General features: G+C 60.3%; 21 protein-coding genes and 1 other RNA gene. 4 read left to right on the top strand and 18 right to left on the bottom strand.

All coding sequences use genetic code 11. The features are described 5' to 3' along the window. Positions 1-43: 43 nt before the first annotated feature. The 16 genes from ftsA to rsmI form a co-directional block, all read right to left on the bottom strand. The gene (gene ftsA / locus F8N12_RS11880) at positions 44-1303 is read right to left on the bottom strand and encodes a cell division protein FtsA (protein ID WP_150580603.1); all 1260 of its coding nucleotides are present in this window, start codon (positions 1301-1303) and stop codon (positions 44-46) included. A 15-nt stretch (positions 1304-1318) separates the two neighbouring features. Then, entirely contained in the window at positions 1319-2188 is an 870-nt protein-coding gene (locus F8N12_RS11875; protein WP_150580602.1) for a cell division protein FtsQ/DivIB, read from the bottom strand. A gap of 3 nt (positions 2189-2191) precedes the next feature. Further along, positions 2192-3160, bottom strand: a complete 969-nt coding sequence (locus F8N12_RS11870) for a D-alanine--D-alanine ligase (protein WP_150580601.1) — start codon at positions 3158-3160, stop codon at positions 2192-2194. Next, positions 3157-4617 (bottom strand): UDP-N-acetylmuramate--L-alanine ligase, encoded by a 1461-nt coding sequence (murC, locus tag F8N12_RS11865; RefSeq protein WP_150580600.1) that lies wholly within the window; start codon positions 4615-4617, stop codon positions 3157-3159. Before murC ends, F8N12_RS11870 begins: the two co-directional genes overlap by 4 nt. Continuing rightward, a complete protein-coding gene (gene murG, locus F8N12_RS11860; protein ID WP_150580599.1) occupies positions 4610-5680 on the bottom strand; it encodes an undecaprenyldiphospho-muramoylpentapeptide beta-N-acetylglucosaminyltransferase in 1071 nt (356 codons plus the stop codon). The genes murC and murG overlap by 8 nt, the downstream gene beginning before the upstream one ends. Continuing rightward, positions 5670-6887 (bottom strand): putative lipid II flippase FtsW, encoded by a 1218-nt coding sequence (gene ftsW / locus F8N12_RS11855; RefSeq protein WP_150580598.1) that lies wholly within the window; start codon positions 6885-6887, stop codon positions 5670-5672. The genes murG and ftsW overlap by 11 nt, the downstream gene beginning before the upstream one ends. Beyond that, on the bottom strand, positions 6884-8230 hold the full coding sequence (gene murD / locus F8N12_RS11850) for a UDP-N-acetylmuramoyl-L-alanine--D-glutamate ligase (protein WP_150580597.1): 1347 nt from the start codon (positions 8228-8230) through the stop codon (positions 6884-6886). The genes ftsW and murD overlap by 4 nt, the downstream gene beginning before the upstream one ends. A gap of 5 nt (positions 8231-8235) precedes the next feature. Then, positions 8236-9318: a phospho-N-acetylmuramoyl-pentapeptide-transferase gene (gene mraY / locus F8N12_RS11845; RefSeq protein ID WP_028620371.1), complete on the bottom strand. Its 1083-nt coding sequence runs from the start codon at positions 9316-9318 to the stop codon at positions 8236-8238. Continuing rightward, positions 9318-10685 carry a UDP-N-acetylmuramoyl-tripeptide--D-alanyl-D-alanine ligase gene (locus F8N12_RS11840; protein WP_150580596.1) on the bottom strand — a complete coding sequence of 456 codons (1368 nt, stop codon included), beginning with the start codon at positions 10683-10685 and terminating at the stop codon, positions 9318-9320. The genes mraY and F8N12_RS11840 overlap by 1 nt, the downstream gene beginning before the upstream one ends. Next, positions 10678-12141: a UDP-N-acetylmuramoyl-L-alanyl-D-glutamate--2,6-diaminopimelate ligase gene (locus tag F8N12_RS11835; protein ID WP_150580595.1), complete on the bottom strand. Its 1464-nt coding sequence runs from the start codon at positions 12139-12141 to the stop codon at positions 10678-10680. Before F8N12_RS11835 ends, F8N12_RS11840 begins: the two co-directional genes overlap by 8 nt. Continuing rightward, the gene (locus tag F8N12_RS11830; protein WP_191623156.1) at positions 12141-13880 is read right to left on the bottom strand and encodes a peptidoglycan D,D-transpeptidase FtsI family protein; all 1740 of its coding nucleotides are present in this window, start codon (positions 13878-13880) and stop codon (positions 12141-12143) included. Before F8N12_RS11830 ends, F8N12_RS11835 begins: the two co-directional genes overlap by 1 nt. Further along, entirely contained in the window at positions 13880-14173 is a 294-nt protein-coding gene (gene ftsL / locus F8N12_RS11825) for a cell division protein FtsL (RefSeq protein ID WP_150580593.1), read from the bottom strand. Before ftsL ends, F8N12_RS11830 begins: the two co-directional genes overlap by 1 nt. Beyond that, positions 14170-15117, bottom strand: coding sequence for a 16S rRNA (cytosine(1402)-N(4))-methyltransferase RsmH (gene rsmH / locus F8N12_RS11820; protein ID WP_412072146.1), 948 nt, complete (start codon positions 15115-15117; stop codon positions 14170-14172). The genes ftsL and rsmH overlap by 4 nt, the downstream gene beginning before the upstream one ends. Then, positions 15114-15569 carry a division/cell wall cluster transcriptional repressor MraZ gene (mraZ, locus tag F8N12_RS11815; RefSeq protein WP_008025967.1) on the bottom strand — a complete coding sequence of 152 codons (456 nt, stop codon included), beginning with the start codon at positions 15567-15569 and terminating at the stop codon, positions 15114-15116. The genes rsmH and mraZ overlap by 4 nt, the downstream gene beginning before the upstream one ends. Before the next feature lie 353 nt (positions 15570-15922). Continuing rightward, positions 15923-16276, bottom strand: an RNA gene (rnpB, locus tag F8N12_RS11810) — RNase P RNA component class A. Positions 16277-16352: 76 nt separating this feature from the next. Next, a complete protein-coding gene (gene rsmI, locus F8N12_RS11805) occupies positions 16353-17258 on the bottom strand; it encodes a 16S rRNA (cytidine(1402)-2'-O)-methyltransferase (RefSeq protein WP_191623153.1) in 906 nt (301 codons plus the stop codon). 176 nt (positions 17259-17434) lie between these two features. On the opposite strand from rsmI, the gene F8N12_RS11800 reads away from it, so the two are divergent. The 4 genes from F8N12_RS11800 to F8N12_RS11785 all read left to right on the top strand — a co-directional run bounded on the left by F8N12_RS11800 (position 17435) and on the right by F8N12_RS11785 (position 20881). After that, the gene (locus F8N12_RS11800) at positions 17435-19246 is read left to right on the top strand and encodes a penicillin-binding protein activator (RefSeq protein ID WP_150580591.1); all 1812 of its coding nucleotides are present in this window, start codon (positions 17435-17437) and stop codon (positions 19244-19246) included. Beyond that, entirely contained in the window at positions 19246-19608 is a 363-nt protein-coding gene (locus tag F8N12_RS11795) for a YraN family protein (RefSeq protein WP_150580590.1), read from the top strand. The genes F8N12_RS11800 and F8N12_RS11795 overlap by 1 nt, the downstream gene beginning before the upstream one ends. Before the next feature lie 104 nt (positions 19609-19712). Further along, on the top strand, positions 19713-20306 hold the full coding sequence (locus F8N12_RS11790) for a phosphoheptose isomerase (RefSeq protein WP_028624534.1): 594 nt from the start codon (positions 19713-19715) through the stop codon (positions 20304-20306). After that, positions 20303-20881 carry a BON domain-containing protein gene (locus F8N12_RS11785; RefSeq protein ID WP_150580589.1) on the top strand — a complete coding sequence of 193 codons (579 nt, stop codon included), beginning with the start codon at positions 20303-20305 and terminating at the stop codon, positions 20879-20881. Before F8N12_RS11790 ends, F8N12_RS11785 begins: the two co-directional genes overlap by 4 nt. 187 nt (positions 20882-21068) lie before the next feature. Here the strand turns inward: F8N12_RS11785 and F8N12_RS11780 are convergent, their stop codons facing one another. Both F8N12_RS11780 and F8N12_RS11775 read right to left on the bottom strand, forming a co-directional pair. Further along, positions 21069-21482: a ClpXP protease specificity-enhancing factor gene (locus F8N12_RS11780; RefSeq protein ID WP_064675964.1), complete on the bottom strand. Its 414-nt coding sequence runs from the start codon at positions 21480-21482 to the stop codon at positions 21069-21071. Between the two features lie 16 nt (positions 21483-21498). Then, positions 21499-22116: a glutathione S-transferase N-terminal domain-containing protein gene (locus tag F8N12_RS11775; protein WP_028624531.1), complete on the bottom strand. Its 618-nt coding sequence runs from the start codon at positions 22114-22116 to the stop codon at positions 21499-21501. Positions 22117-22249 lie beyond the last annotated feature (133 nt).

Here is a 22249-nt window from a genome sequence, read left to right as displayed (position 1 = left end):
GCTTGTTCTTGCGGCTTGTAGCTTGCCGCTCGAAACTGCTTCGTCAGAAGTTGCCTTTTACCCAGCTCTTGATGCGATCGAGCAAGGCCGGTTTGGCTTCTTCATTGCTGTAGCTGTCGCGGCTGCCGATGCCCGAGAAAGAAATCCCGTCGGACTGCTTCTGCAGGCCATACATCAACAAGCCAACGCCGGTGGAATAAATCGGGTTGCGCACCACGTCGTCGAGACCCTTGACGCCATGCGGTACGCCGAGGCGCACCGGCATGTGAAAGATCTCTTCAGCCAGTTCCACCGCGCCTTCCATTTTCGAGGTGCCGCCGGTCAGCACAATGCCGGCCGGAATCAGGTCTTCGTAGCCGCTGCGGCGCAGTTCGGCCTGGATCAGCGTGAACAGCTCGTCGTAACGCGGCTCGACCACTTCGGCCAAGGCCTGACGGGACAGCTCGCGAGGCGGACGGTCGCCAACGCTTGGCACCTTGATGGTTTCACCGGCGCCGGCCAGCTTGGCCAGGGCGCAGGCATAGCGAATCTTGATTTCTTCGGCGTACTGGGTCGGGGTGCGCAACGCCATGGCGATGTCGTTGGTCACCTGATCGCCAGCAATCGGGATCACAGCGGTGTGACGGATCGCGCCTTCGGTGAAGATCGCGATATCGGTGGTGCCGCCGCCGATGTCCACCAGGCAGACGCCCAGCTCTTTTTCGTCGTCGGTCAGTACCGAATAAGCCGACGCCAGCTGCTCAAGAATGATGTCGTCGATTTCCAGACCGCAGCGACGCACGCATTTTTCGATGTTCTGTGCAGCGTTGACGGCGCAGGTGACCACGTGAACCTTGGCTTCCAGACGCACGCCGGACATGCCCAGAGGCTCGCGAACACCTTCCTGGTTGTCGATCACATAATCCTGCGGCAACGTGTGCAGCACCCGCTGATCGGCCGGAATCGCAACGGCCTGGGCGGCGTCGAGCACGCGTTCGAGGTCGGCGGAGCTGACTTCCCGATCACGAATCGCGACGATGCCGTGGGAATTGAGGCTGCGGATGTGATTGCCCGCCACGCCAACGAACGCCGAATGAATCCGGCAACCGGCCATCAGCTGCGCTTCTTCGATGGCGCGCTGGATCGACTGCACGGTGGACTCGATGTTCACCACCACGCCCTTTTTCAGGCCACGGGACGGATGGGTACCGATCCCGACGATTTCCAGCGTGCCGTCGTCAGAAACCTCGCCTACCAGCGCCACCACCTTGGAGGTGCCGATATCGAGACCGACGATCATTTTGCCGCTTTGCACGTTTGCCATGGGTCCTGCCTCTTCTTAATTCTTCGCGACAGCGGGTTGGTCTGTCGTGGGCGCTGCAGGTTCCCGCCAGCCAACAGCAAGGCCGTTGGCGTAGCGCAGATCGATGCGCGCAATGTTCGTAATCTGTTCTTTAAGCGTCTTGTCGTAGATGGCGATGAAACGGCGCATCTTTTCCACCAGCTTGCCGCGTCCCAGCAGCAGTTCGATCCCCGGGCCCGAGCTGCCAGCACCGGTGGTCAAAAACCAGCTGCCTCGCTCACGCAATTCCAGACGCGCAATCGAGAAGCCCAACGGCCTGAGCATCTGGCTCAATACCTGGTATTGCTGCATCACTTGCTGCTGGGCCCGCTGTGGGCCGAACAGTTGTGGCAGGTGTTCGTAGTTCGCCAGCTCACGCGGGGTAAACGCTTGACCCTGGTTGTTCAACAGCGATTCATCGCCCCAACGTGCCACGGGCAGTTGCTCTTCGAGCCGGATCACCACTTGATCCGGCCACACCCGACGCACTTCGGCGTGGGCAATCCATGGCATCTGTTCCAGCTCGGTGCGCATGCCCGCCAGGTCAACAGTGAAAAAGCTCGACGCCACATAAGGGGCGATCCGCTGCTGTACCGCTTGCTGGCTGATGTAACTCAAGTCGCCCTGAACCGCGACCTTGGTGATCGGCCGGTCGGCGTACGGCAACAAACGCTGTGCGCCTTCATAGGTACCGAACCCCAGCGCCACCAGCAGCACCGGCCAGAACAAGGCTTTCAGAAAGCCGAAATTGGCTTTCGGCAGGCGCGCGGACATCGGCTCTTTCGCCACCATTCGGCTGGCACCCCGAGGCACCGGCTTGCGGCCGGGTGCTGGAGGGGGCTGATGTCGCAGCTGAGCGCCTTGCATGTCTTACCCTCGCGCCTCGCCGTTAGCGGCAAAACCGGCGGCCAGAATGGCCAGTACCAGTTGCTGGAAATCCAGACCTGCAGCACGGGCCGCCATCGGCACCAGGCTGTGATCGGTCATGCCCGGTGCGGTGTTGACCTCGAGAAACCAGAACTGCCCGTCGGCGTCCTGCATCACGTCTGCCCTGCCCCAACCGGCGATACCCAGCGCCTCACAGGCTTTCGCCGTGAGGTCCATCAATTCCTGTTCTTTGTCACGGTCGAGCCCACACGGGATCCGGTACTGCGTATCGGAGGCCACGTACTTGGCGTCGTAGTCGTAAAAAGTGTGCGGCGTACCCAGTGCAATCGGAGGCAACACCTGGTCACGCAGGGTGGCGATGGTGAACTCCGGACCTTGAATCCATTGCTCGACCAACACTTGCGAATCGTAGGTACTGGCCGCTTTCCACGCCTCGATCAACTCCGACGTGGAGGTCACTTTGGCCATCCCGATACTTGAGCCTTCATGGGCGGGTTTGACGATCATCGGGAAGCCCAGTTCCGTCGCTGCCAAAATACAATCGGCCTCGCTGCTCAATACCGCATGCCGTGGCGTCGGAATGCCGAGGCTGTGCCAGACCTGTTTGGTGCGCAGCTTGTCCATTGCCAGTGCCGACGCGAGGATGCCGCTGCCGGTATACGGAATGCCCAGGCATTCGAGCAGGCCCTGCATGCTGCCGTCTTCGCCGCCACGACCGTGCAAAATGATGAAGGCGCGATCAATTTTTTCCGCGAGCAAACGCTGCAGCAGGTCATCCCCAACGTCCAGGCCGAACGCATCCACGCCCGCGCCCTGCAGCGCCTGAAGCACCGCATTACCGGACTTCAGCGACACTTCGCGTTCAGCACTTTTGCCGCCGAACAGCACGGCGACGCGGCCGAAGTCCTTCGGCGCAATCGTGGAGAACAGGTTGGCGTAAGCAGCAGTCATTTCAGCTTCCCCACAGTTGGCGCGGCAACAGCGCCGGCAAACAACGGACTTTTCAGCAGTTTTGGCGCAAGCCCACCGATATCGCCGGCGCCCTGGCACAGAAGAATGTCGCCGGCACGCAGCAGCGGCTTGACCAGCGGCGCGAGGTCGACACCGCGCTCGATGTAAATCGGGTCAAGCTGACCGCGCTGACGAATGCTGTTGCACAACTTGCGGCTGTCGGCACCCGGAATCGGCTCTTCTCCGGCCGGATAGACCTCCATCAGCAACAGCACGTTGGCATCGGCCAGTACATTGACGAAATCGTCGTACAGGTCGCGGGTGCGGCTGTAACGGTGCGGCTGGTAAACCATCACCAGACGGCGCTCCGGCCAACCGCCGCGCACGGCCTGGATGACTGCGGCGACCTCGGTCGGGTGATGACCGTAGTCGTCGACCAGCATCACGTTGCCGCCTTCGACCGGCAGTTCGCCGTAGACCTGGAAGCGCCGACCCACACCCTGGAATCCAGACAGGCCCTGCACGATGGCTTCATCGCTGACGCCTTCGTCAGTGGCGATGCAGATGGTCGCGAGCGCGTTCAACACGTTGTGGTTGCCCGGCATGTTGACCGAGACATCCAGCGGTTCGCGATCAGGCCGCAGCACGGTGAAGAAAGTCTGCATGCCTTGCTGGCGCACATTGATAGCGCGCACGTCGCAGTCATCGCCGAAGCCATAAGTGACGGCCGGGCGTTTGACCAGCGGGAGGATTTCGCGAACGACCGGATCGTCCAGGCACACCACCGCCAAACCGTAGAAAGGCAGGTTGTGGAGGAACTCGACGAAGGTTTTCTTCAGCTTGTTGAAGTCACCGTCGTAAGTCGCCATGTGATCGGCGTCGATATTGGTGACCACGGCCACCAACGGTTGCAGGTGCAGGAAACTGGCGTCGCTTTCGTCGGCTTCGGCGATCAGATAACGGCTGGTGCCAAGCTGGGCATTGGTGCCCGCAGCGTTCAGACGGCCACCGATGACGAACGTCGGATCCAGACCACCGGCCGCGAACACCGAAGCGATCAGGCTGGTGGTGGTGGTTTTGCCGTGGGTACCGGCAACGGCGATGCCGTGGCGATAACGCATCAGCTCGGCCAGCATTTCGGCACGCGGTACCACGGGAATACGGCGTTCCAGCGCAGTGGCCACTTCGGGATTGGAGGTGTTGACGGCACTCGACGTGACCAGCACATCGGCAGTGGCCGCGTTCTCGGCGCGGTGACCTATATAGATAGTCGCGCCGAACGATTCAAGACGCTCGGTAACCGGCGACGCTTTCAGGTCGGAACCGGACACTTCATAGCCCAGGTTCAACAACACTTCGGCGATGCCGCACATGCCTACGCCGCCGATACCGACGAAGTGGATGCGACGGATGCGGCGCATTTCCGGTTGTGGCATGGCTTTCTGATTCTCAACCATGGGCCACCTCCAGGCAGGTATCGACCACGTTACTGGTGGCATCGGGTTTGGCCAGGCGGCGAGCCGCGCTCGCCATTTCGGTGAGTCGTTGTGGTTGCATCAGGACCTCTGTCAGGCGTGCGGCAAGATCCGCCGCGCCAGTCGTTCTTTGTGGCATCAGGAAGGCAGCGCCTTCCCGGGCCAAATAATCGGCATTGCGGGTCTGGTGATCGTCGATCGCGTGGGGCAAAGGCACCAGCATCGAGGGCAGACCGGCGGCAGCCAGTTCACTGATGGTCAGCGCGCCTGCGCGGCACACCACCAGGTCGGCCCAGCCATAGGCTTGAGCCATGTCTTTGATGAAAGGCTGCACTTGCGCCTCGACGCCAGCCGCGCGATAGCGCTGCGCAGTCACTTCATCGTGGTTTCTGCCGGCCTGGTGAAACACTTCCGGGCGCAGGTCGACGGCGACCTGCGACAGGGCTTCAGGCAGCAATTTGTTCAACGGTTCTGCGCCGAGGCTTCCGCCCAGGATCAGCAAACGCGCCTTGCGACCGGCCAGGGCTGGTCGCAGTGTTTCGAGGAACAGCTCGGCGCGCACCGGATTGCCGGTGGTTCGACGGCTGTTCGACAGGGTAAAGGTGTCGGGGAACGCTTCACAGACCCGGGCGGCCAACGGCACCAGCAACCGATTGGCGGTACCGGCCACGGCGTTCTGTTCGTGCACGATTACCGGCACACCGGCCAGTTTCGCTGCCACGCCGCCAGGACCGGTCACATAACCGCCAAAGCCGACCACGCACACCGGCCGCAGCTGACGAATGATCGCCCGCGCCTGCCAGACCGATTTGAGCAACATCAGCGGTGCTTTGAGCAGAGACAATTTGCCCTTGCCGCGCAACCCGCTGGCGTTGATGCGGTGCAGCTCGATGCCAGCCGCTGGCACCAGGTCGTTCTCGATGCCGCGTGGTGTACCGAGCCAGTGCACGGTGTAACCGCGGGACTGGAATTCGCGGGCACAGGCCAGTGCCGGGAACACGTGGCCGCCGGTGCCGCCCGCCATGATCAGCACGTTAGCGCCCATGGGTCGGCTCCTCGGCAAAGTCACTCTCTTGGAACTCCATCTCTTCACTGCCCAGATGGGTTCGACTCTCCCATTCGATGCGCAGCAACAGGCCGAGACAGGCACAGCAGATGACCAGGGAGCTACCGCCATAGCTCAGGAAGGGCAAAGTCAGGCCTTTGGTCGGCAGCAGGCCGACGTTCACGCCGATGTTGATCAGGAACTGGCCAATCCACAGGAACGACAAGCCGTAGGCGATGTAGGCCGCGAAAAACTGCTTGGCTTTCTCCGCCCAATAGCCGATGTACATGCCGCGAATACAGACGAAAGTGAACAACGCGACCGTCAACAGCGAACCCAATGCGCCCAGTTCTTCCGCCAGCACCGAGAACACGAAGTCGGTATGCGCTTCCGGCAGGTAGAACTGCTTCTGCACGCTGTTGCCCAAGCCGACGCCCAGCCATTCACCGCGACCGAAAGCGATCAATGCCTGGGACAACTGATAACCGGCACCGAACTGATCGGCCCATGGGTCGGCGAAGTTGGTCAGACGCGCCATCCGGTACGGCTGCATCTGAATCAGCAAGACCACCGCACCTACCGCCAGCACGACCATCAGCAGGAAGCGGAACAACCCGACCCCTCCGAGGAACAGCATCGCCGCAGCGGCGCCCATCATCACCACGGTGGCACCGAAGTCCGGTTCCATCAGCAGCAGGCCAGCCATCGGCAGCAGCACGATGAACGGCTTGAAGAAACCCATCCAGCTCTCACGCACTTCTTTCTGACGCCGCACCAGGTAGCCGGCGAGGTAAATCACCACGAACACCTTGGCGATTTCGGAAGGCTGGACGTTGAAGAAGCTGAAACCGATCCAGCGCATCGAACCGTTCACTTCACGCCCGATGCCCGGGATGATCACCATCACCAGCAAACCGAAGGCACCGATCAGCATCAGCCAGCCGAGGCGCTGCCAGGTGGCGATCGGGATCATCATGGTGACGATGCAGGCACCCAGGCCCAGCACCACGTAGATCAAGTGGCGGATCATGTAATAAAGCGCACTGCCCGACTGCACGGCGGCCACTTCGGTGGAGGCCGACGCGATCATGACCAGGCCAAGACCCAGCAGCGCGAGGCAGCCAGCGAGCATCGGGAAATCGAGGTCGATACCGCGCCCGGTGATCAGCGGCGACGGATACGGTTTGATGATATTGGCCAGGCTCATGCCAAGTCCTCCACGGCGCGGACGAACTGATAACCGCGGTCTTCGTAGTTCTTGAACATGTCGAAACTGGCGCACGCCGGTGACAACAGCACCACGTCGCCCGGTTGCGCCGCGGCGCGGCATTGCTCGACGGCTTCGAGCAGCGAAGCGACGCGGATCAGCGGCACGGCGTCGCCGAGGGCCTGAGCAATCTTGTCGGAGTCGCGTCCCATCAGGATGACGGCGCGGCAGTTCGCTGCGACAGGATGCCGCAGATCATTGAATTCGGCGCCCTTGCCGTCGCCACCGGCGATCAACACGACCTTGCCATCGATATCTGCACCCAGGCCTTCGATGGCTGCCAATGCGGCGCCGACGTTGGTCGCCTTGGAATCGTTGTAGTAACTCACGCCGTCCAGGGCACGAACCCATTGGCAGCGATGTTCAAGCCCGGCAAACGTGCGCAGGCTGGCGAGCATGGCGTCGAATGGCAGGCCGACCGCATGGCCCAGGGCCAGTGCCGCCAGGGCATTGGACTGGTTATGCGCGCCACGGATCTTCAGCTCACGGACCGGCATCAGGCACTGCAGTTCGAACGCCAGGAACTTCTCACCGTTTTCTTCACGGATACCAAACGCCTTGAAATCCGGTTGGCTCAGGCCGAAGGTCCAGCACGGCTGGCCCTCGCCCATCAGTGGACGCGTCAACGCATCCTGACGGTTGACCACGAACTGTCTGGCACCGCGGAAAATCCGGTGCTTGGCCAAGTGATAGGCCGGCAGGCCGCTGTAGCGGTCCATGTGGTCTTCGCTGATGTTGAGCACGGTGGCGACTTCGGCACCCAGGTGATCAGTGGTTTCCAGCTGGAAACTCGACAGTTCCATCACGTACAACTCGACATCGTCGCTGAGCAGATCCAGCGCCGGCACGCCGAGATTGCCGCCGACAGCCACACGCTTGCCGGCCGCGGCAGCCATCTCGCCAACCAGGGTGGTAACGGTACTTTTTGCGTTGGATCCGCTGATCGCGACAATCGGCGCTTTTGCGTTACGCGCAAACAGGTCGATGTCGCCGGACAATTTCACGCCACGGGCGGCGGCAGCCTGCAGGGCCGGGGTCGCCAGCGCCAGCCCGGGGCTCACGTAGAGCTCGTCGGCACGGCACAGAAATTCGACATCCAGCTCGCCACAACGCACTTCCACGTGCGGATAGTCACGCTTGAGCGCGGCCAGTTCCGGTGGATTTTCCCGCGTATCGGCGACAGCAAACGACGTGCCCCGGTTCGCCAGGAAGCGAACCAGGGACATGCCGCTCTTGCCGAGGCCGACAACGATGCGGAAGTGGTCAGAAGCGATCAGAGACACTCGTTCTACCTCAGCTTCAGGGTGGCAAGGCCAACCAGTACGAGAATCACGGTGATGATCCAGAAACGGACGATCACGCGCGGCTCGGGCCAGCCCTTGAGTTCAAAGTGGTGATGAATCGGTGCCATGCGGAATACGCGGCGACCCGTCAGCTTGAAGGAAGCCACCTGGATCACGACCGACAGGGTTTCCATCACGAACACGCCGCCCATGATGAACAGGACGATTTCCTGACGGACGATCACGGCGATGGTGCCGAGCGCTGCGCCAAGGGCCAGTGCGCCGACGTCGCCCATGAAGACTTGCGCCGGGTACGTGTTGAACCAGAGGAAGCCAAGGCCGGCGCCGATCAGCGCGCCACAGAAAACGATCAGCTCGCCCGCGCCCGGCACGTATGGGATCAGCAAGTATTCAGCGAATTTCACGTTGCCGGACAGGTAGCAGAAAATCCCCAGACCGCCGCCCACCATCACGGTCGGCATGATCGCCAAACCGTCGAGGCCGTCCGTCAGGTTGACTGCGTTGCTCGAGCCGACAATCACGAAGTAGGTCAGGACGACAAAACCGACACCCAACGGGATGCTGTAGTCCTTGAGCATCGGCAGGATCAGGGTGGTTTCCACCGCTGAAGGGGCCGTCATATAAAGGAAGATCGCTGCACCCAGACCAAACACCGATTGCCAGAAATACTTCCAGCGGCTCGGAAGGCCACGGGAGTTCTTTTCGATGACCTTGCGATAGTCATCGACCCAGCCGATGGCGCCAAACAGCAAAGTCACCAGCAACACGGTCCAGACGTAACGGTTGCTCAGGTCGGCCCACAGCAAGGTGCTGACGCCGATGGATGACAGGATCAGCGCGCCGCCCATGGTCGGCGTGCCCGATTTGGACAGGTGCGATTGCGGACCATCGTTACGAACGGACTGGCCGATCTGACGGTTCTGCAGGGTGCGGATCATCCACGGGCCATAGCACAGCGACAGCACCAGCGCGGTCAGCACACCGAGAATCCCGCGCAGGGTCAGGTACTGAAAGACCGCGAAGCCTTTGTGGAACTGTTGCAGATACTCCGCTAGCAGCAGCAGCATTAATGTTTCTCCAGACTGGACCCGCACAATGCGGCGACGACGTTTTCCATCGCCGCGCTGCGCGAGCCCTTGATCAAAATGGTGGTGTTAGTGTCTTGCTCGGCTGCCAGGGCGTTTATCAGTTCAGCCTGAGTGGCAAAGTGGCGAGCCTGTTCACCGAAAGCGTTGACGGCGTGGACCATCATTGGCCCGACGGCATACAGCGCGCTAACCTTGCCACGGGCGTATTCGCCGACGTCGCGGTGGCCCTGCTCGGCCCACTCGCCCAACTCGCCGATATCGCCGAGCACCAGGACGGTGCGGCCGGCAAAACCGGCGAGGATATCAACCGCGGCGCACATGGACGTCGGGTTGGCATTGTAAGTGTCATCGATCACGCGCGCGCCATTGCTGGCCAGTTGCGCGACAGTGCGCCCCTTGACCGGCTGCACCGCGCCCAGCCCGGTGGCGATGCCGAACAGCGACACACCCAGTGCATGAGCGGCCGCGGCGGCGGCCATGGCGTTGGCGACGTTATGAGTGCCGAGCAGGTTCAATTGAACGCGCTCCACACCTTCGGGAGTGTGCAGGTTGAACGCCGGGCAACCGCGTGCATCGCGGTCCAGATCACTAGCGTAAAAGTCGGCGCTGACATTGCTCAGGGCAAACGTCAGCACTTGGCGACCGGCTGCGCGGGTCTTCCAGATGTCGAATGCCTTGTCGTCAAGATTGAGCACGGCGACGCCATCGGCCGCCAGCCCTTCAATGATCTCGCCCTTGGCTTCAACGATTTTGTCCGGACCGCCGAATTCGCCGACATGGGCAGTCCCGGCATTGTTGAGCACGGCCACGTGCGGCTTGGTCATGGCCACGGTGTAGGCAATCTCACCGAGGCGCGATGCACCGAGTTCGATCACGGCGGCAGTGTGTTCCGGCGCCAGTTCGAGCAAGGTCAGCGGTACGCCGAGGTCGTTGTTCAGGTTGCCACGAGTGGCCAGCACCGGCCCACGCGTGCGCAGAATGCTTGCGAGCATTTCCTTGACCGTGGTCTTGCCACTGGAACCAGTGATCGCCGCAACGGGGCTGGTGAAGGCCGATCGATTCATGGCACCCAACTGGCCCAGAGCCAGACGGGTATCCTTGACCAATAGTTGTGGCAGCGTGCTGTCGGCGACTTCACGCTCGACCAGCGCCGCAACGGCGCCTTTACTCGCCACGTCGCTCAGATAGTCATGGCCGTCGAAACGTGGACCGGTCAACGCTATGAAGAGCTGGCCAGACTTGATCGCACGACTGTCGATGCTGACGCCATCGAACGTAGCGTCAGTTGCGATGAGGCGAGCATTCAATGCGCCGGTCAGTTCGCTCAGCTGCAAGGGCTTAAGCATTGGCCACCTCCCATGCGGTCAAGGCTTGATCGGCCTCGACCAGATCGGAAAAGGCATGCCGCTGGCCATTGATTTCCTGATAGTCCTCATGACCTTTGCCGGCCAGAACAACGACGTCATCGGCCGAAGCGCTGGCAATCAGCCTGGCAATCGCTGCCCCGCGGCCAGCGACGAAATCGACCTTATCCACAGCGCTGAAGCCGGCGCGGATGTCATCGAAGATAACCGCCGGATCTTCGGTACGCGGGTTGTCGTCGGTCACCAGGACACCGTCGGCCAAACGCTCGACCACTTCAGCCATCAGCGGACGCTTGCCACGATCGCGATCACCGCCGCAACCGAACAAGCACAGCAAACGGCCCTTGGCGTGAGGGCGCAGAGCGGTCAGGACTTTTTCCAGGGCATCCGGGGTGTGGGCGTAATCGACCACCACCAAAGGCTGAGTGCCGCCGCCGAGACGCTGCATGCGACCGGCCGGGCCTTCGAGTTTTGGTAACACCTTGAGTATTTCGTCCAGCGCATAATCCAGACCGAGCAAGGCGCCAATCGCCGCCAGCACGTTGCTCAGGTTGAAACGACCGAGCAAAGTACTGCGTAAATGGTGTTGACCCTGTGGCGTGACCAGCGTGGCGCGCACGCCTTCGTCATCGAACTGCGCGTCGCGGCAATAGAGGTAGGCGCCGCTGTCTTCAAGGCTGTAAGTGATCAGGCGCGACTCACCTTTGTCGGCCGCCAACTGCCGGCCGAACGCGTCGTCGAGGTTGACCACGCGGCATTTCAAATCATTCCAGGCAAACAGCTTGGCCTTGGCATCACCATACGCTTGCATGGTGCCGTGGTAATCGAGGTGATCGCGGGACAGATTGGTCATCACCGCCACATCAAAAGCCAGCGCCGTGACACGCCCCTGATCCAGACCATGGGAGGACACTTCCATCGCCACGGCTTTGGCACCGGCCTTTTTCAAGTCAGCAAGGGTCGCCTGCACGGCGATCGGGTTGGGCGTGGTGTGCAGCCCGCTCTCCAGCGCACCGTAGAAACCGGTACCCAGCGTGCCAACAATACCGCAATGCTGGCCGAGCAAATCCAGCGCTTGCGCAACAAGTTGCGTCACGCTGGTTTTGCCGTTGGTGCCGGTCACGCCGACCAGATTCAGATGGCGACTCGGGTCACCGTAGAAGCGTCCGGCAATATCGGAAAGTTGCGCGGCCAAGCCCTTCACAGGAATCAACGGCACGTCGGTGATCGGCAGCACGGTCGCGCCTTCGACTTCATAAGCCACAGCAGCAGCACCGCGTTGCAAGGCATCGACGATGTGCGCACGCCCGTCGAACTTGCCGCCAGGGACGGCGAGAAACAGGTCACCCGCGCGCACGTTGCGACTGTCCAGCGTCAACTCGCGGATCAACAGATCGCGGCCGGCGTGGGCGAAAATCTTGTTCAGACTCAGAGACATCAGCCGCGCCCTCCATTGGCTTTCAGTGGAACGACCGGCGCTGCGTTCGCCTGCTGAACAGGCGGCAGGTTGTCCGGCGTGATGTTCATCAGGCGCAAGGTCCCGGACATCACTTTGCTAAATACCGGCGCGGAAACCAGACCGCCGTAGTAACCAGCCTTGGTTGGCTCATCGATTACCACCACGATGGCGTAGCGCGGATCGCTCATCGGGCCGAACCCGGCGAACAGCGAACGGTAGGAATTCTCGGCATAGCCTTTGGTGCCGACCGACGTTTTACGCGCGGTACCCGACTTGCCGCCGACGTGATAGGCCGGTACCTGCGCGCGGAACACACCGCGCGGCGCTTCGATCACTTGCTGCAGCATGGTCTGCATCGTCTTGGCCACGGCTTCAGGCAGCACTTCAGTGGATTGCGGAACCTTGTCGGTTTTGATCAACGTCAACGGTGCGAGGCGCCCGTTGTTGGCCAACGCCGAGAACGCATGAACCAGCTGGATCGCGGTCACGGAAATACCGTAGCCGTAAGACAGCGTGGCCGTTTCAGCCTTGCGCCACTCGCGGTAGTTCGGCAGGTTGCCGACACGCTCCCCCGGGAAACCGAGACCAGTGTCCTGGCCGAGACCGACTTTCTGTGCCAGGCGGAAAATGGTTTCACCACCGATATCGAAAGCGACCTTACTCATGCCGACGTTACTGGAATTGATCAGGATGCCGGTCAGATCGAGCACCGGCCCTTCACTTTTCGACACGTCCTTGATGGTGTATTTGCCGATCTGCAAAGTACCCGGGTAAACGTCCACAGTATCGGTAGGTTTCCAGCGGCCGGTTTCGATTGCGGCACTCATGGAGATCGCTTTCATCGTGGAGCCCGGCTCGAACACGTCGATCATCGCGCGGTTACGCATCATCGCCGGCTGCAGGTTCCGGCGGTTGTTCGGGTTGTAGGTCGGCTGGTTGACCATGGCGAGGATCTCGCCGGTCTTGACGTCCATAATGACCAGGCTGCCGGCCTTGGCTCCGTTCTCGATGATCGCGTTTCGCAGTTCGCGGTTCGCCAGGTATTGCAGGCGCAGGTCAATCGACAATGCCAAGGTCTTACCGGCCTTGGCATTTTTGGTGACCTGCACATCTTTAATGAGTCGACCGCGCCGATCCTTGATGACCTGACGCTTGCCAGGCACGCCAGCGAGCCATTCGTCGTAGGCCAACTCGACGCCTTCGCGACCGTGATCGTCGATATCGGTAAAGCCGACCATGTGCGCGGTCACTTCACCTGCCGGGTAAAAACGCCGAAATTCTTCAATGCCGTAAACGCCTGGCACCTTAAGGTCGAGCACCGATTGACCCTGCTCGGGAGTAAGCCCGCGCACCAGGTAAATGAATTCCTTGTTAGCCTGCGCCAGCAGTCGCTCGGACAGGGCTTTAGGATCCTGGCCCAGCGCTGCCGCGAGTGCTGGCCACTTCTCTTTGGCCTGCTGCATTTCCTTGGCGTTGGCCCACAGGGTGGTGACCGGGGTACTCACGGCCAACGGCTCACCGTTACGGTCAGTGATGAGACCACGGTGAGCCGGAATCGGAATGTGACGCACGCTGCGCGCATCGCCCTGGCCTTTGAGGAACGCGCGGTCGACCACTTGCAGATCAATGATCCGCCAGCAGATCGCCGCGACCATGACGCCGAGCAAACCCACCACCAGGCGAAACCGCCATGGGAACAGCGCGCCTTCGAGTTTCATCATGGTGCCACCATCTGCACTTCAGCAGCGCCGGGAATGCGCATCTTCAACTGCTCGGTGGCCAGCACTTCGATGCGGCTGTGCGCAGTCCAGGTGCTCTGTTCGAGGATCAACCGGCCCCACTCCGCCTGCGCTTTGTCGCGCACGCTCAATTCACTGTACAGCGAGTTCAACAGCTGACGATTCCAGTGCGCGCTGTAGGCCACGCCGATCGCCGAAATCAGCACGCCGACGAACAACAGCAGCATGAAAAAGCTTCCGCCTGGAAGTGGTTTGGCGAACAACTTGCTCACCGCAACTTCTCCGCGACGCGCATGACGGCGCTACGGGAACGAGGGTTGGCTTTGAGTTCGGCCTCGGAGGCGGACTGCGCTTTACCGTGAACTTTTATTTTCGGTTCGAAGGCGACGTGACGCACCGGCAGATTGCGCGGCAGGTTGTCGGCTTCACCTTTCACCAGCTTGCGCATGAACAGTTTGACGATGCGGTCTTCGAGCGAGTGGAAGCTGATGACCACCAGACGGCCGCCGATTTCCAGGCAATCCAGCGCGGCTTCGAGCCCGGCCTCCAGATCTCCCAGTTCATTGTTGACATGAATGCGCAGGCCCTGGAACGCACGAGTGGCCGGGTTCTTGCCCTTTTCCCACGCAGGGTTGGCGACTTTCAGCACTTCGGCCAGGTCGCCAGTACGCGCGAACGGCTTGATATCGCGACGTTCGGCCACGGCACGGGCCATGCGCCCGGAGAAACGTTCTTCGCCGTACTCCTTGAATACGCGGGCGATTTCTTCTACCGGTGCGGTGTTCACGAATTCGGCAGCGCTGATGCCCCGGGACGGGTCCATACGCATATCCAGCGGGCCGTCGTTGAGAAAACTGAAGCCACGCTCAGGATCATCGAGCTGCGGCGACGATACGCCGAGATCCAGCAAAATACCGCTGACCTTGCCCGCGAGACCGCGCTCGGCCACTTCCGAACCCAACTCGGCAAAGCTGCGCTGCACAACGACAAAGCGGCCGTCTTCGGCCGCTAGCGTTTGCCCGGTGGCAATCGCTTGAGGATCCTTGTCGAATCCGAGCAACCGACCATCAGGACCCAGTTGACTGAGGATGAGCCGGCTGTGTCCGCCGCGCCCGAACGTGCCGTCCAGATAGCAGCCATCAGAACGTACGGCGAGAGCCTGGACGGCTTCGTCAAGCAGTACGGTGATGTGGTTAAAGCCGCTATCAATAGTCACAGGATCAAATCACGCAGTTCATCAGGCATGGCGCCCGGTTGTTGTATGGCAGCCAGATCAGCGGCAGAAACCGCATCCCAGGCATCTTCGTCCCACAGTTGGAACTTGTTCAATTGGCCGACCAGCATCGCTCGCTTATCCAGCCTGGCGTATTCGCGCAGACGCGGTGGAACCAGAAAACGACCACTGCCATCGAGTTCGAGGTCGACGGCATTACCAATCAATAAACGTTGCAGACGACGGTTCTCTTCACGAAGCGAAGGCAGTGCGCGCAGCTTGGTTTCGATGATTTCCCACTCATCGAGGGGGTAAACACACAAACATGGATCAACGGCATCGATCGTCACGATCAATTGCCCGGAACTCCGCGAAACGAGCTCGTCACGGTACCGGCTCGGCATAGCGAGACGGCCCTTTGCATCGAGACTGATTGCGTTGGCTCCGCGAAACACGTCAGCGTTTCTCCAAATATTAGCGTTTTACGTTCAAAAAACCCACTTCATGCCACTTTCCGCCACTTGCGCACACTATAGGAATGCGGCTACCGCACCGTCAAGGCGCGGATAGAAGGAAAAGCCTTATAGAACTGTGATTTAGAAGCGTTTCAGGAGAGGTGACGACATTCTGAGGAGCAAATCGGAGGGATAACCTGAATTAGCACAGCAAGCTGTACACAGAAGTTAAAGTAGTTTGTGAAGAGTAAGATTTTTTCGGTATTACAAATGCGCTTCTGCTAGTGATTTAGCAGGGAGGGAAATAGCCATTACACACATCGTTGCAAGTGATTGAAGCAGAGAGGAAAAAGGTGGAGAGTCGATCTGTAAGCCGGGTTCTGTCTTGAACAGTCATTCGTCTACGATGGCCATCACTGGACATCTTTAGCAACCTACCCGGTCCCAGCGCGGGCCACGCCTTGGGACCCTATTTGGTCTTGCTCCAAGTGGGGTTTACCTAGCCACGAACTGTTGCCAGTCGTGCGGTGCGCTCTTACCGCACCTTTTCACCCTTACCGGCGCCGAAGCGCTTAGGCGGTTATTTTCTGTGGCACTTTCCGTAGGCTCACGCCCCCCAGGCATTACCTGGCACTTCGCCCTATGGAGCCCGGACTTTCCTCCCCCCCCTAATTTTCATAGAGGGCAGCGACTGTCCGATCGACTCTCCGCCGCGAAGGTTAACGGCAGAGCGCCCGAAGAACAAGCGCTAAACGCCACCCGCCATGGCGGCATGTCGGGATTTCACTCGCCCTTCTGTTTATCCAGCGCAACCTGATAAAGAACATTCTTACGCTCACCGGTAATTTGTGCCGCCAGTGCAGCCGCGCGTTTGAGCGGCATTTCCTCAAGCAAAAGATCAAGAATGCGCATGGCTTCGCTACTGACAGCGTCTTCAGTTTCCGGCTGCGACCAGCCCGCCACCAGCACCACGCACTCGCCGCGCTGCTGATTACTGTCCGATTCGACAAACTCGCGCAATTGCGCCAGTGGCAAGCCTTTCAGCGTTTCAAAGGTTTTGGTCAGCTCACGAGCCAGCAACGCCGGACGCTGCGGACCGAACACCAGCTCCATATCCTGCAAACACTCCAGAATTCGGTGCGGCGCCTCGTAGAAAATCAGCGTGCGCGGCTCCTCCCTGACCAGCTCCAGACGCGCACGGCGCCCTACAGCCTTGGCCGGCAGAAAGCCTTCGAAGATAAATCGATCCGACGGCAGACCAGCGGCAGACAACGCCGCAATCAATGCACAGGCGCCCGGTACCGGGACGACGTTGATGCCCGCAGCGCGCGCCTGTCGGACCAAGTGATAGCCCGGATCGGAAATCAGCGGGGTGCCGGCATCGGATATCAGCGCGACGTCATCGCCGGCAAGCAGACGCGTAATAAAGCGACTACCTTCGTCCCGCTCATTGTGCTCATGACAGGCGGCGAGCGGCGTGGGAATCCCGAAATGTTGCATCAGGCGCTGGGAATGGCGCGTGTCTTCGGCGGCGATCAATGCGACGTCACGCAGGATTTTCAGCGCGCGCGCACTGATGTCGTCCAGGTTGCCGATGGGCGTCGCCACCACATAAAGCGAGCCAGCAGCGGAATTCACAGCACCTGGAGCAGTCAAAGCGCACACCTCATGATCGGTAAAAGCCGACATTGTAGCGCGTCGCGGCTATCGCGATACCTGCAAGCAAGCCTCGTCTTTTCAGCCTTTCATGCGGCGCTGCAACATTTGCACGAGCTAAATTGATCGATTCACGCCACTAACATCGCGCCCCGGCCAGTGCTTGGGTACAATTCCACGCTAATTTGATCGAGTATCGGGAACACTACATGATCGCTTGCCTGCGGCTGTTCACTGCCCTCTGCCTCGCTGCCTTGCTGGCGGCTTGCGCCAGCTCGCCCTCCTCCAGCCTTGGCGAACTCCCACGGACCCCGGATGCCAGCATCGAGCAGTTGCTCGATCAGGCGACCAAGGCCAAGACGCCGGAGCAGGCCGCGCTGTTGCGCCTGAGCGCGGCAGACCTGGCCTTCCGCCAAGGCGACGCTGGCCAGTCGGCGCAAATCCTCCAGCAGGTGCCCGTCGAGCAGCTCAAGCCCGGCCCGCAGGTGTTCGCCAGTACGCTGGCGGCGGAGCTCGCCATGGCGCGCAATCAGCCGAAAGCAGCGCTGACTGCATTGACGCATCCGAGCCTGCAACACCTGTCGCAATTGTCGGTCGAGCAACAGGTTCGCACCGCCACCGTCCGCGCCCGCGCACTCGAAGCAGACGGCCAGACACTGGCTGCCGCGAAGGAGCGCATCTTTATCGCGCCGATGCTGGAAGGCGAAGCTGCTGGCAAGAACCACGAGGCGATCTGGACCCTGATCGCTTCGCTGCCGGCCGATCAACTGCAGCCGACCACCAGCGATGACCTCGGCGGCTGGATGAGCCTGGCGCTGGCGGTGAAAACCGCGGGCACGCTTGAGCAGCAGCAAGCAGCGATTGACGCGTGGCGCGCTCAGAACCCTAAACACCCGGCTGCAGCCCAGTTGCCTCTGCCTCTGACCCAACTCAAAGAACTCGCCAGCCAGCCGCTGACCAAGATTGCGCTGCTGTTGCCGCAAGAAGGTCCGTTGGCTTCGGTCGGTCGCGCTCTACGCGAAGGCTTCATGGCGGCGCACTATCAGGCTCAGCAAGCTGGGCAGAAGCCGCCAGCCATTGAGTTCTACGACAGCTCGCGCCTGACTTCACTGGACGAGTTCTATCGCAAGGCTCAGGCGGACGGCGTGCAAATGGTCGTCGGTCCGCTGGAAAAGCCGCTGGTCAAACAGCTCAGCGCTCGCCCGCAATTGCCGATCACCACCCTGGCGCTCAACTACAGCGAAGGCGAGCAAGGCCCGGCGCAGCTGTTCCAGTTTGGTCTGGCCGCTGAAGACGAAGCCCGCGAAGTGTCCCGCCGCGCTCGCGCCGATGGCTTGCATCGCGCCGCAATCATGGTGCCCAAGGGTGAATGGGGCGATCGCGTGATGAAAGCGTTCAGCCAGGACTGGCAAGCCAACGGTGGCAGCATCGTTGCCACCGAGCGTGTCGATCAGCCGGTGCAACTGGCCCAGCAGATTGCCGACATGTTCCAGCTGCGCCAGAGCGAAGGTCGCGCCAAGAGCCTGCAAAGCACTGTCGGTTCTCAGGTCGCCGCGCAACCGTCGCGTCGCCAGGACATCGAGTTCATTTTCCTCGCTGCAACTCCGCAACAGGCTCAGCAGATCAAACCGACGCTGAATTTCCAATACGCGGGTGACGTGCCGGTTTACGCCACATCCCATGTGTTCAGCGCCAGCGGAGACCAGAATCAGTACAATGACATGAATGGCGTGCGCTTCTGCGAAACGCCGTGGTTGCTTGATTCCACCGATCCGTTGCGCCAGCAGGTCACTGCTCAATGGCCGCAAGCTGCCGGCAGCCTGGGACGCTTGTATGCCATGGGTGTTGATGCCTACCGCCTGGCGCCACGCCTGGGGCAATTGAAAACCCTGCCGGACAGCCGCATCGAAGGGCAATCGGGCAGCCTCGGCATGACCCAGACACAACGAGTGGTTCGCCAGTTGCCATGGGCGCAGTTCGTTAATGGTCAGGTTCAACGCCTGCCGGATACCCCACGCTAATGCCCGACCGGTCACGCCAGCAAAGCGGTAAGAATGCCGAGCGCCATGCGCTCGAGCATCTGCAACAACAGGGTCTGCGCCTGCTGGCGCAGAACTGGTTGTGCAAACGCGGCGAGCTTGATCTGGTCATGCTTGATGGCGATACAGTAGTATTCGTCGAAGTCCGCTACAGAAAAAACACTCAATGGGGTGGCGCGCTCGATAGCGTTGATGCGCGCAAACGGCAAAAACTTATTTTTGCCGCGCAGTATTTTCTTCAGCGCGAATCGCGTTGGGCCAACTCCCCTTGCCGTTTCGACGTGGTTGCCATCGACAGCAGCCTCGATCAGTTGAACTGGCTGCAGAATGCATTCGACAGCTGATCGCCCGCGCTCCGAACCGCGCACTTTCACCCTGCACTTTTGCTCTTTGCTTTGCGGGCTGCACATTCATGTGCCAGGTAGCCGCGCTAATTAAGGTCACACAGATGGACATGCAATCGCGAATTCGCCAGCTTTTTCAGGCCAGTATCGACACCAAGCAACAGGCGATGGAAGTACTTGCACCGCACATCGAGCAAGCCAGCCAGGTCATGGTCAACGCCCTGCTCAATGAGGGCAAGATGCTGTCCTGCGGCAACGGCGGTTCAGCCGGCGATGCCCAGCATTTTTCCTCCGAGCTGCTCAACCGCTTTGAGCGCGAACGCCCGAGCCTGCCGGCGATTGCGCTGACCACCGACAGCTCGACGATCACCTCGATCGCCAACGATTACAGCTATAACGAAATTTTCTCCAAGCAGATCCGCGCACTCGGCCAACCGGGTGATGTGTTGCTGGCGATTTCCACCAGCGGCAACTCGGCGAACATAATTCAAGCGATCCAGGCCGCACATGATCGCGAAATGATTGTCGTAGCAATGACGGGACGCGACGGTGGCGGCATGGCTTCCCTGCTGTTGCCCGAGGACGTAGAGATTCGCGTCCCGGCCAACGTCACTGCACGTATTCAGGAAGTCCACCTGCTGGCGATCCATTGCCTTTGCGATTTGATCGACAGCCAATTGTTCGGGAGTGAAGAATGACCCCTAATCGCCTAGGCCTGATGGCCTTGACCCTATGCCTCGGCATCAGCGGCTGCACCTCGGTGGTTAACGCCAGCCGCGAAGCGCCGATTGATGACGACCGTGGCACGCGCACTTTCGGCAGCAAAATCGATGATTCGCTGATCGAAACCAAAGCCGGCGTGAACATCGCAAAAGCTGATCCAGCCCTGGATAACGATTCGCACATCGTCGTCACCAGCTTCAATGGCGTGGTGCTGCTGGCCGGGCAGACACCCCGTGCAGACCTCAAAGCCAAGGCCGAGCAGGCTGCGGCCTCGGTGCAACGGGTGAAGAAGGTCCATAATGAGCTGCAAGTGTTGCCGCCCTCCGGTTTTCTGGCCCGCCAGAATGACACCTGGTTGACGTCCAAGATCAAGACGCAAATGCTCACTGACCCAAGCATCCCAGGCTCGCGCATCAAGGTCATCACCGAGAATGGCATTGTTTATCTGCTCGGTTTGCTGACCAAACAGGAAGCCGCTCAGGCGACCAATCTGGTGCAAGGCGTTTCCGGGGTGCAGAAAATTGTGAAGTTGTTTGAGTACATCGATTGATAACGATGATGGCATCTATCCACCATCGCCCCTGAACCGTAGGAGCTGTGAGCGAAGCGAAGCTGCGATCTTTTGATCATTGTCGAAAAATGGATCAAAAGATCGCAGCCTCGTTTCACTCGACAGCTCCTACGTTTGAAGGTGGTGAAGTAATAAAAAAGGCGATCCATTCGGATCGCCTTTTTTATTACTTCACCACCTTCAAACTGGGTCGACCGCTGGGACGCGGCGGCTCGCTATCGGGTGGCGGAATATCATCATCCGGCTCAATCTCATCCTCGCCGTCCATAGGCGACTCCAGATCGAAGACCATGCCTTGGCCATTCTCTCGAGCGTAAATGCCCAGGATCGAAGCAATAGGCACGTACAAGGTATGCGGCACACCGCCAAAGCGTCCTTCGAAGCTGACCGCCTCGTTGTCCATGTGCAAATGACGCACGGCGGCTGGCGATACGTTCAGGACAATCTGTCCGTCACTGGCAAAACCTTGCGGCACCTGCACCGACGGGTACTCGGAATTGACCAGCATGTGCGGGGTGCAATCGTTATCCACAATCCACTCGTAGAGCGCGCGGACCAGATAAGGTCGACTGGAGTTCATAGCGGCTCCTTAAGCCTTAGCGCATATCGCGTTCGACACCAGACAGACTCGCCTGGAAAGCCTCACGTGCAAAAGAGCGCTCCATGTAATCAAGCAGCGGCTTGGCAGGCCGCGGCAGTTCAATACCCATGATCGGCAAGCGCCAGAGTATGGGTAATAGGCAGCAATCCACGAGGCTTTGTTCCTCACTGAGGAAAAACGGCTTGTCCGCGAATAACTGCGAAACACCTGTCAGGCTCTCACGCAGCTCTTTTCGAGCGACGACACGGGCAGCCTCCTTGGATCGCGAATCGAGAATCAGATCCACCAGACCACACCAGTCACGCTGGATTCGATGAATCAGCAGACGGCTATTGGCACGCGCTACTGGATAGACCGGCAGCAGTGGCGGGTGCGGGTAACGCTCATCCAGGTATTCCATCACCACGGTCGACTCCCACAAGGCCAGGTCACGATCGACCAGAGTGGGCAGGCTGCCGTAAGGGTTCACCTCAATCAGTTTAGGCGGCTGACGACCAGCCTCCACATAAATGATCTCGGCGCTGACACCCTTCTCTGCAAGTACGATACGCACTCGGTGGGAATAGTGGTCGGCGGGGTCGGAGTAACAGGCCAACCGATTGGTCACGCCCATGGCGGTCCTCCTCGCTTGTAGAAATTATCGGGAGCGGAAAAACGAGCGCGCCCAGAGGACGTCTCCCGTAACGCCTGGCTCACCAGGCTCGTTACACATTCAGAGACGCCCTTGGGCGCGCGCGATTAACAGC

It is taken from the genome of Pseudomonas fluorescens, from assembly GCF_902497625.1.
Classification (GTDB): Bacteria; Pseudomonadota; Gammaproteobacteria; order Pseudomonadales; family Pseudomonadaceae; genus Aquipseudomonas; species Aquipseudomonas fluorescens_BQ.
The sequence above is the reverse complement of the archived record's forward strand: the minus strand, read 5'-3'. Positions and strand labels throughout refer to the sequence as shown.

Excerpts from the sequence above, each read along its gene's own strand:
- F8N12_RS11790 (WP_028624534.1), top strand. The coding sequence starts at position 19,713 with ATGGACATGCAATCGCGAATTCGCCAGCTTTTTCAGGCCAGTATCGAC.
- F8N12_RS11795 (WP_150580590.1), top strand. The coding sequence starts at position 19,246 with ATGCCCGACCGGTCACGCCAGCAAAGCGGTAAGAATGCCGAGCGCCAT.
- F8N12_RS11840 (WP_150580596.1), bottom strand. The coding sequence starts at position 10,685 with ATGCTTAAGCCCTTGCAGCTGAGCGAACTGACCGGCGCATTGAATGCT.
- F8N12_RS11830 (WP_191623156.1), bottom strand. The coding sequence starts at position 13,880 with ATGAAACTCGAAGGCGCGCTGTTCCCATGGCGGTTTCGCCTGGTGGTG.
- F8N12_RS11870 (WP_150580601.1), bottom strand. The coding sequence starts at position 3,160 with ATGACTGCTGCTTACGCCAACCTGTTCTCCACGATTGCGCCGAAGGAC.
- F8N12_RS11785 (WP_150580589.1), top strand. The coding sequence starts at position 20,303 with ATGACCCCTAATCGCCTAGGCCTGATGGCCTTGACCCTATGCCTCGGC.
- F8N12_RS11780 (WP_064675964.1), bottom strand. The coding sequence starts at position 21,482 with ATGAACTCCAGTCGACCTTATCTGGTCCGCGCGCTCTACGAGTGGATT.
- mraY (WP_028620371.1), bottom strand. The coding sequence starts at position 9,318 with ATGCTGCTGCTGCTAGCGGAGTATCTGCAACAGTTCCACAAAGGCTTC.
- murG (WP_150580599.1), bottom strand. The coding sequence starts at position 5,680 with ATGGGCGCTAACGTGCTGATCATGGCGGGCGGCACCGGCGGCCACGTG.
- F8N12_RS11835 (WP_150580595.1), bottom strand. The coding sequence starts at position 12,141 with ATGTCTCTGAGTCTGAACAAGATTTTCGCCCACGCCGGCCGCGATCTG.
- rsmI (WP_191623153.1), bottom strand. The coding sequence starts at position 17,258 with ATGTCGGCTTTTACCGATCATGAGGTGTGCGCTTTGACTGCTCCAGGT.
- ftsA (WP_150580603.1), bottom strand. The coding sequence starts at position 1,303 with ATGGCAAACGTGCAAAGCGGCAAAATGATCGTCGGTCTCGATATCGGC.
- F8N12_RS11800 (WP_150580591.1), top strand. The coding sequence starts at position 17,435 with ATGATCGCTTGCCTGCGGCTGTTCACTGCCCTCTGCCTCGCTGCCTTG.
- murC (WP_150580600.1), bottom strand. The coding sequence starts at position 4,617 with ATGGTTGAGAATCAGAAAGCCATGCCACAACCGGAAATGCGCCGCATC.
- F8N12_RS11875 (WP_150580602.1), bottom strand. The coding sequence starts at position 2,188 with ATGCAAGGCGCTCAGCTGCGACATCAGCCCCCTCCAGCACCCGGCCGC.
- ftsW (WP_150580598.1), bottom strand. The coding sequence starts at position 6,887 with ATGAGCCTGGCCAATATCATCAAACCGTATCCGTCGCCGCTGATCACC.
- F8N12_RS11775 (WP_028624531.1), bottom strand. The coding sequence starts at position 22,116 with ATGGGCGTGACCAATCGGTTGGCCTGTTACTCCGACCCCGCCGACCAC.